This window comes from Pseudomonas sp. EGD-AK9, assembly GCF_000465935.2.
Taxonomy (GTDB): domain Bacteria; phylum Pseudomonadota; class Gammaproteobacteria; order Pseudomonadales; family Pseudomonadaceae; genus Aquipseudomonas.
On sequence record NZ_AVOF01000149.1, the window covers coordinates 1 to 7544 of the forward strand.

General features: G+C 67.6%; 7 protein-coding genes and 1 pseudogene. 5 read left to right on the forward strand and 3 right to left on the reverse strand.

The annotated features are described in order from the left end of the window. The 3 genes from N878_RS08465 to N878_RS08475 all read left to right on the forward strand — a co-directional run. Positions 1-1884: response regulator (locus tag N878_RS08465; RefSeq protein ID WP_031302922.1), on the forward strand; the 1884-nt coding region annotated here is incomplete at its 5' end. Beyond that, positions 1881-2900: a chemotaxis protein CheB gene (locus N878_RS08470; RefSeq protein WP_031302923.1), complete on the forward strand. Its 1020-nt coding sequence runs from the start codon at positions 1881-1883 to the stop codon at positions 2898-2900. The genes N878_RS08465 and N878_RS08470, both read left to right, overlap by 4 nt. A 10-nt stretch (positions 2901-2910) precedes the next feature. Next, entirely contained in the window at positions 2911-3381 is a 471-nt protein-coding gene (locus N878_RS08475; RefSeq protein WP_021443235.1) for a chemotaxis protein CheW, read from the forward strand. 147 nt (positions 3382-3528) lie between these two features. On the opposite strand, the gene N878_RS08480 is transcribed toward N878_RS08475, so the two are convergent. Next, positions 3529-4248: a 16S rRNA (uracil(1498)-N(3))-methyltransferase gene (locus tag N878_RS08480; protein ID WP_021443236.1), complete on the reverse strand. Its 720-nt coding sequence runs from the start codon at positions 4246-4248 to the stop codon at positions 3529-3531. Positions 4249-4352: 104 nt separating this feature from the next. Beyond that, positions 4353-5756 (reverse strand): adenosylmethionine--8-amino-7-oxononanoate transaminase, encoded by a 1404-nt coding sequence (locus N878_RS08485; RefSeq protein WP_021443237.1) that lies wholly within the window; start codon positions 5754-5756, stop codon positions 4353-4355. A gap of 240 nt (positions 5757-5996) precedes the next feature. Between N878_RS08485 and N878_RS08490 the strand changes: the two genes are divergently transcribed. Both N878_RS08490 and N878_RS08495 read left to right on the forward strand, forming a co-directional pair. Then, a complete protein-coding gene (locus tag N878_RS08490; protein ID WP_021443238.1) occupies positions 5997-6542 on the forward strand; it encodes a cytochrome b in 546 nt (181 codons plus the stop codon). Between the two features lie 67 nt (positions 6543-6609). Continuing rightward, on the forward strand, positions 6610-7185 hold the full coding sequence (locus N878_RS08495) for a YceI family protein (RefSeq protein ID WP_021443239.1): 576 nt from the start codon (positions 6610-6612) through the stop codon (positions 7183-7185). Positions 7186-7278: 93 nt separating this feature from the next. On the opposite strand, the pseudogene N878_RS08500 reads toward N878_RS08495, so the two are convergent. Beyond that, a pseudogene (locus N878_RS08500) lies at positions 7279-7544 on the reverse strand (DEAD/DEAH box helicase); the annotation flags it as partial.

Sequence of the window (7544 nt, forward strand, 5' to 3'; positions counted from 1 at the left end):
GAGGCCGCGTCCCGTCGCGCCCCGCAGGAACTGGTCAAGGTGCCGGCCGACCTGCTCGAAGGCCTGGTCAACCTGGCCGGCGAGACCTCGATCTTCCGCGGTCGGGTCGAACAGCAGGTCAGCGACGTCAGTTTCACCCTGAGCGAGATGGAAGCCACCATCGACCGCGTGCGCGACCAGCTGCGCCGCCTCGATACCGAGACCCAGGCGCAAATCCTCAGTCGCTACCAGGCCGAGGCCGAGCGTGCCGGTTACGAGGACTTCGACCCGCTGGAGATGGACCGCCACTCGCAGCTGCAGCAACTGTCGCGGGCGCTGTTCGAGTCGGCTTCCGACCTGCTCGACCTGAAGGAAACCCTGGCGGCGAAGAACCGCGACGCGGAAACCCTGCTGCTGCAGCAGGCGCGGGTCAATACCGAGCTGCAGGAAGGCCTGATGCGCACCCGCATGGTGCCGTTCGACCGCCTGGTGCCGCGACTGCGCCGCATCGTCCGCCAGGTGGCCGGCGAGCTGGGCAAGCAGGTCGAGTTCGTCGTCGGCAACGCCGAAGGGGAAATGGACCGCACCGTGCTCGAACGCATCGTCGCGCCGCTGGAGCACATGCTGCGCAACGCCGTCGACCATGGCATCGAGCCCACTGCCGTGCGCCGCGACGTCGGCAAGCCGGAAACCGGCACCATCCGCCTCAACCTCGTCCGCGAGGGCGGCGACATCGTCCTCACCCTCGACGACGACGGCGGCGGCATCCGCCTCGACGCGGTGCGGCGCAAGGCCATCGAACGCGGCATGATGGATGCCGACAGCGACCTGACCGACCACGAGATCCTCCAGTTCATCCTCGAGGCCGGTTTCTCCACCGCCGAGAAGGTCACCCAGATTTCCGGCCGCGGTGTCGGCATGGACGTGGTGCATTCGGAGGTCAAGCAGCTCGGCGGCTCCATGAGCATCGACTCGGTCGTCGGCCAGGGCACCCGTTTCACCATCCGCCTGCCGTTCACCGTGTCGGTCAACCGCGCGCTGATGGTGCTCTCCGGCGAGGACCTGTATGCCATCCCGCTGAACACCATCGAAGGCATCGTGCGGGTTTCGCCCTACGAGCTGGAGGCCTACTACGCGCCGGATGCGCCGCGCTTCGAGTACGCCGGGCAGGCCTACGAGCTGAAATACCTGGGCGACCTGCTGAACAACGGTCAGCAGCCCAAGCTGGTGGGCCAGAGCCTGCCGCTGCCGGTGATCCTGGTGCGCTCCAGCGAGCACGCCGTGGCGGTGCAGGTGGACAGCCTGGCCGGCTCGCGCGAAATCGTGGTGAAGAGCCTCGGCCCGCAGTTCGCCGGGGTACACGGCATCTCCGGCGCGACCATCCTCGGCGACGGCCGGGTGGTGGTGATTCTCGACCTGCTGGCGACCATCCGCGTGCTGCATGCGCACCTGCAGAGCCAGCTGACCCCGCGCCTGGCCTCGCGCCAGGTGGCGATCAGCGAGGAAGTGGAAGTCGACCGGCCGCCGCTGGTGATGGTGGTGGACGATTCGGTCACCGTGCGTAAGGTCACCAGCCGCCTGCTCGAACGCAACGGCATGAACGTGATGACCGCCAAGGACGGTGTGGACGCCATCGCCCAGCTGCAGGAGCACAAGCCCGACATCATGCTGCTGGACATCGAGATGCCGCGCATGGACGGCTTCGAGGTGGCCACCCTGGTGCGCCACGACGAGCGCCTGAAGGACCTGCCGATCATCATGATCACCTCGCGTACCGGCGAGAAGCACCGCGAGCGGGCCATGGCCATCGGCGTCAACCAGTACCTCGGCAAGCCCTATCAGGAGTCCTTGCTGCTCGACACCATCGCTCAGTTGGTGGATAGCCACCGGATCAAACGGACATGACAGACAAATCCGCGGCACGTATTGCAGTGATCGCCGACACCTCCTTGCAACGCCACGTGCTGCAGCAGGCGCTGGCCGGTGGCGGCTACCAGGTGGTGCTCAACAGCGACCCGGCACGCCTCGACGAGGCGGCGCTGGCCGCCTGCGACACCGACCTGTGGCTGGTGGACCTGGCCCAGTCGGAAGACTCGCCGCTGGTCGACAGCCTGCTGGAGCGCGCCAGCGCGCCGGTGCTGTTCGGCGAGGGGCACGCCCCCGAACGCCATTCGGAGAACTACCCGCGCTGGGAGCGCAGCCTGTTCGGCAAGCTCAAGCGCCTGGTCGGTGATCCGACCCAGGCGGTGGGCCCGAGCCTGCAGGCGCTGCTCGACGAAACGCAGCGTCCAGCGCGCCTGGAATTGCCGCAGGCCTTGGCCGACACGCCGTTCAAGGCTGGCGAGCCGGCGCGCCAGGTCTGGCTGCTGGCGGCCTCGCTGGGCGGCCCGGCGGCGGTCAAGGCGTTCCTCGATGCGTTGCCCGGCGGCCTGCCGATCGGCTTCGTCTATGCCCAGCATATCGATGCCAGCTTCGAAACCGCGTTGCCGCAGGCGGTCGGCCGGCACAGCCAGTGGCACGTCAACCCGGCGCGCCAGGGCGACCCGGTGCGCTGCGGCGAGGTGGTGGTGGCGCCGATCCAGCACGAGCTGGGTTTCGCCGAGGACGGCGCGATGCAGATCGCCGAACGCGGCTGGCCCGAGCCCTACAGCCCGTCCATCGACCAGATGATGCTCAACCTGGCGCAGCAGTTCGGCGCCCAGTGCGGGGTGATCGCCTTCAGCGGCATGGGCAGCGACGGCAGCGCCGCGGCGGCCTACGTCAAGCGCCAGGGTGGCCTGATCTGGACCCAGCGCGGCGACAGCTGCGCCAGCCCGAGCATGCCCGACAGCCTGCGCGAGGGCGGCTACAGCAGCTTCAGCGCCGACCCGCGCGAGCTGGCCGTGGCGCTGGTCAACCACCTCGCCGAACACTGCAGTTGAGGACGTTTCAATGAGCCAAGCCGTCGCCGCCCAGAACAGCGCCGCCAACCTGACCGGTCTGTTGGTGCCCCTGGCCGACCGCACCCTGCTGCTGCCCAACGTGGCGGTGGCCGAGTTGATCCCCTACCGCGTGCCGCAGGTCAGCGAAGGCATGCCGGCCTGGTTCCTCGGCCAGATCGCCTGGCGCGACCTGCGCCTGCCGCTGCTGTCCTTCGAGGCCGCCAGCGGCGGTCAGGCGCAGATTGCCGGCGGCGCGCGGGTGGCGGTGCTCAACGCCCTGGGCGGCCGGCCCAAGGTCAAGTTCATCGCCCTGCTGGTGCAGGGCATCCCGCGCTCGCTGAAGGTCGCCAGCGACCTGGCGGCCGCCGATGTCGTGCTGGCGCCGCTTGAACTGGGCGCGGCGCGGGTCGGCGAGGACGTGGTGCGCATCCCCGATCTGATCGGCCTGGAGCAACTGCTGGAAGACGCCGGGCTGCTGTAGGTTGGGTTGAGGAGCGTGCGACGAAGCCCAACGGTGGATTGTGGTACGCCAGGGATTGCCGAGCGCAGCCTTTCGGGTTTCCTGTTGGGCTTCGCTGCGCTCAGCGCCAACCTACCTAGCCTGGGGCTGGTGTGCCATTGATCCGGGCTACAGATCCCCCCACAGCTGCTGCGCCACGGCCAGCGCTACCACGGGTGCGGTCTCGGTGCGCAGCACCCGTGGTCCGAGGCGTGCGGCGTGGAAGTTGGCCGCCTTGGCCTGGGCCACCTCCGCCTCGCCGAGGCCGCCTTCCGGACCGATCAGAAACGCCAGCGAGCGCGGCGGCGCATGGCCGGCCCAGGGCTCGGCCACCGGGTGCAGCACCAGCTTGAGTTCGGCTTCGACCGCGCCGAGCCAGGCGCCCAGCTCCTGCGGCGCATGAATCACCGGCAGCAGCGAGCGGCCGCACTGCTCGCAGGCGCTGATCGCCACCTGGCGCCAGTGGGCCAGGCGCTTGTCGGCGCGTTCGTCCTTCAGGCGCACCTCGCAGCGCTCCGAGACGATCGGGGTGATCTCCGTCGCGCCCAGTTCGGTGGCCTTCTGGATCGCCCAGTCCATGCGTTCGCCGCGCGACAGACCCTGGCCCAGGTGGATGCGCAGCGGCGATTCGGCCAGGCCGTCGAACGCCTCGCGCAGCTCCACGCGCACCGCCTTCTTGCCCACCTCGATCAGTTCGCCCTGGTACTCGCGGCCGCTGCCGTCGAACAGCTGCACCGCGTCGCCCGCGGTATGCCGCAGCACGCGGGCGATATAGTGGGCCTGGGCCTCGGGCAGCTCGTGCTGGCCGAGGGACAGGGGGGCATCGATAAAGAAACGGGATAGGCGCATAGGGGCAGCTGCAGGCGACAAGTGGAAAGCTGCAAGCTTAAAGCACCGGTCCTTGCCCTCGCAGCTTTTAGTTGTGGCCCGTCGCGTGCAGCTTGCCGCCGCTATCAGCCCGGATCGCGATGCCCGGGATAGCGGTTGTCCACCGCCACGCTGACGGTTTCGCGGGTGGCGATATCGATGCCCTCGCTGGCCACCTCGGCGAGAAAGTCGATCTGTTCCGGGCTGATCACGTAGGGCGGCAGGAAGTACACCACGCTGCCCAGCGGGCGCAGCAGGGCGCCGCGACTCAGGGCGTGCTGGTACACCGCCAGGCCGCGGCGCTGCTGCCAGGGGTAGGCGGTCTTGCTCGCCTTGTCGGCGACCATCTCGATGGCCAGGGCCATGCCGGTCTGGCGCACCTCGGCGACATGCGGATGATCCTTGAGATGCTCGGTGGCGCTGGCCATGCGCGCGGCCAGGGCCTTGTTCTTCTCGATGACATCGTCATCGCGGAAGATGTCCAGGGTCGCCAGGGCCGCGGCACAGGCCAGCGGGTTGCCGGTGTAGGTGTGCGAGTGGAGGAAGGCGCGCAGGGTGGCGTAGTCGTCGTAGAAGGCGGCGTAGACCTCGTTGCTGGTGAGCACCGCGGCCATCGGCAGGTAGCCGCCGGTCAGCGCCTTGGACAGCACCAGGAAGTCCGGGGTGATGCCGGCCTGTTCGCAGGCGAACATCGTGCCGGTGCGGCCGAAGCCGACGGCGATCTCGTCGTGGATCAGGTGCACGCCGTAACGGTCGCAGGCCTCGCGCAGCAGCTTGAGGTAGACTGGGTGGTACATGCGCATGCCGCCGGCGCCCTGGATCAGCGGCTCGACTATCACCGCGGCGACCTCGTGGGCATGCTCGGCCAGGATCTGTTCCATGGCCGCGAACATGGTCCGCGAATGTTCTTCCCAGCCCATGCCCTCCGGGCGCAGGTAACAGTCCGGGCTCGGCACCTTGAGGGTGTCGAGCAGCAGCGCCTTGTAGGTGTCGGTGAACAGCGCCACGTCGCCCACCGACATCGCCGCCACCGTCTCGCCGTGGTAGCTGTTGGTCAGGGTGACGAAGCGTTTCTTGCCGGGCTGGCCGTTGTTGATCCAGTAGTGATGGCTCATCTTCAGCGCCACCTCGATGCCCGAGGAGCCGTTGTCGGCGTAGAACACCTTGGCCAGGCCGGGTGGGGTGATCTGCACCAGGCGCTCGGACAGCTCGACCACAGACTGGTGGGTGAAACCGGCGAGCATCACGTGTTCGAGGCTGTCCAGCTGCTCGCGGATGCGCGCGTTGATCCGCGGGTTGCGGTGGCCGAACACGTTGACCCACCAGGAGCTGACCGCGTCCAGGTAGCGTTTGCCGTCGAAGTCCTCCAGCCAGACCCCGGAGCCGGAACGGATCGGAATCAGCGGCAGGCGCTCGTGGTCCTTCATCTGGGTGCAGGGGTGCCACAGCACGTTAAGGTCGCGTTGCATCCACTGGTCGTTCAAGCTCATGGCGCATCTCCCAATCTTCAGCGGCACAGCCTACCAGAAGGCGCTGCCGTCGATCCGCCCCCAGCTGCCGCTTGGCGCCTGCCGACGAACTTCGCGGTGGCGGCGTTGGACTAAGCTGGCCGGTCGGAAATCCACCGTGCAAATATCGTATTTCTCGATATTTCATAGCGAAATTTTTCGCTTTAAATCGATAGTTTTGTCGCTAGTCTTGCTCAACCTCTCGTCTACGGAAGCCTTCCCATGCAGTGGCGCAACACCCCCTCCCGTTACGGCCTGGTCAGCGTGCTGCTGCACTGGCTGGTGGCCCTGGCTGTCTTCGGCCTGTTCGGCCTGGGCCTGTGGATGATGGAGCTGGGTTACTACGACCCCTGGCGTCAGCGCGCCCCCGAGCTGCACAAGAGCATCGGCATCACGCTGTTCGCGCTGATGCTGCTGCGCATGCTGTGGCGTTGGCTGAGCCCGCCGCCGGCGGCCCTGACCAGCCACGACCGGGCCACCCGCCTGGCCTCCAAGCTGGGTCACCGCCTGCTCTACCTCGGCCTGTTCGTGCTGATGCTTTCCGGCTACCTGATTTCCACCGCCGACGGTCGCGCCATCGAGGTGTTCGGCCTGTTCGCGGTGCCGGCGACGCTTACCGGCCTGCCGCAGCAGGAGGATGTCGCCGGCCTGGTGCACGAGTACCTGGCCTGGGGCTTGGTACTGTTCGCCGGGGTGCATGCCCTGGCCGCGCTGAAACACCATTTCATCGACCGCGACAGCACCTTGCTGCGCATGTTCGGCCGTTGATTCGTCGTTCCTTCCGGCGCAGGTCTCGAGCCGCGCCCTTCGCTCAACCTCAGCAGGAGATTCACCCATGTTGAAGAAAACCCTCGTCGCCCTGGCCCTGGGCAGCGCCCTGATTGGAGGCCAGGCCCTGGCCGCCGACTACGCCATCGACAAGAAAGGCCAGCACGCCTTCGTCAACTTCAAGATCAGCCACCTGGGCTACAGCTGGCTGTACGGCACCTTCAAGGATTTCGACGGCAAGTTCAGCTTCGACGCCGCCAATCCCGAGGCGAGCACCGTCAGCGTCACCCTCAACACCGCCAGCGTCGACACCAATCATGCCGAGCGCGACAAGCATATCCGCAGCGACGACTTCCTCAGTGTCGGCAAGCACCCGACCGCGACCTTCGAGTCCACCTCGGTGAAGTCCACCGGCGAAGGCACCGCCGACATCAGCGGCAACCTGACCCTCAACGGCGTGACCAAGCCGGTGGTGATCGCCGCCAAGTTCATCGGCGAAGGCTCCGACCCCTGGGGCGGCTACCGCGCCGGTTTCGAGGGCAGCACCACGCTGAAGCTGAAGGACTTCGATATCGCCATGGACCTCGGCCCGGCGTCCGAGACCGTCGAGCTGATCCTCTCCATCGAAGGTATCCGCCAGTAACCGCAGGGTGTACCCCGGATTGCATCCGGGGTACGTTCTGGCAGAAACAAAAACGCCGCCCCATGGGGCGGCGTTTTCGTTGGCGGCCTTGGCCTACTCTTCGCGGTTGCGCGTCAGCAGGGCCGGCTTCTCGCCACGCGGGCGGCTGCTGTTGGCCAGCTCGTCGAGTTGCTCCGGGGTCGGGAAGCGATCCAGGCGCGAGCCCTTGTGCACGATCACCGGTTGCTTCTCGCGCGGGTTGCGCACCAGGGCTTCCGAACGCGGCAGCTCGTCGCGGTCGAGCGAGGTGATGCGGCCGTCGTGCGCCGGACGACCACGGCCCGCACCATTGCGGCCCTGTGCCGCCTGACCGCCGCCCT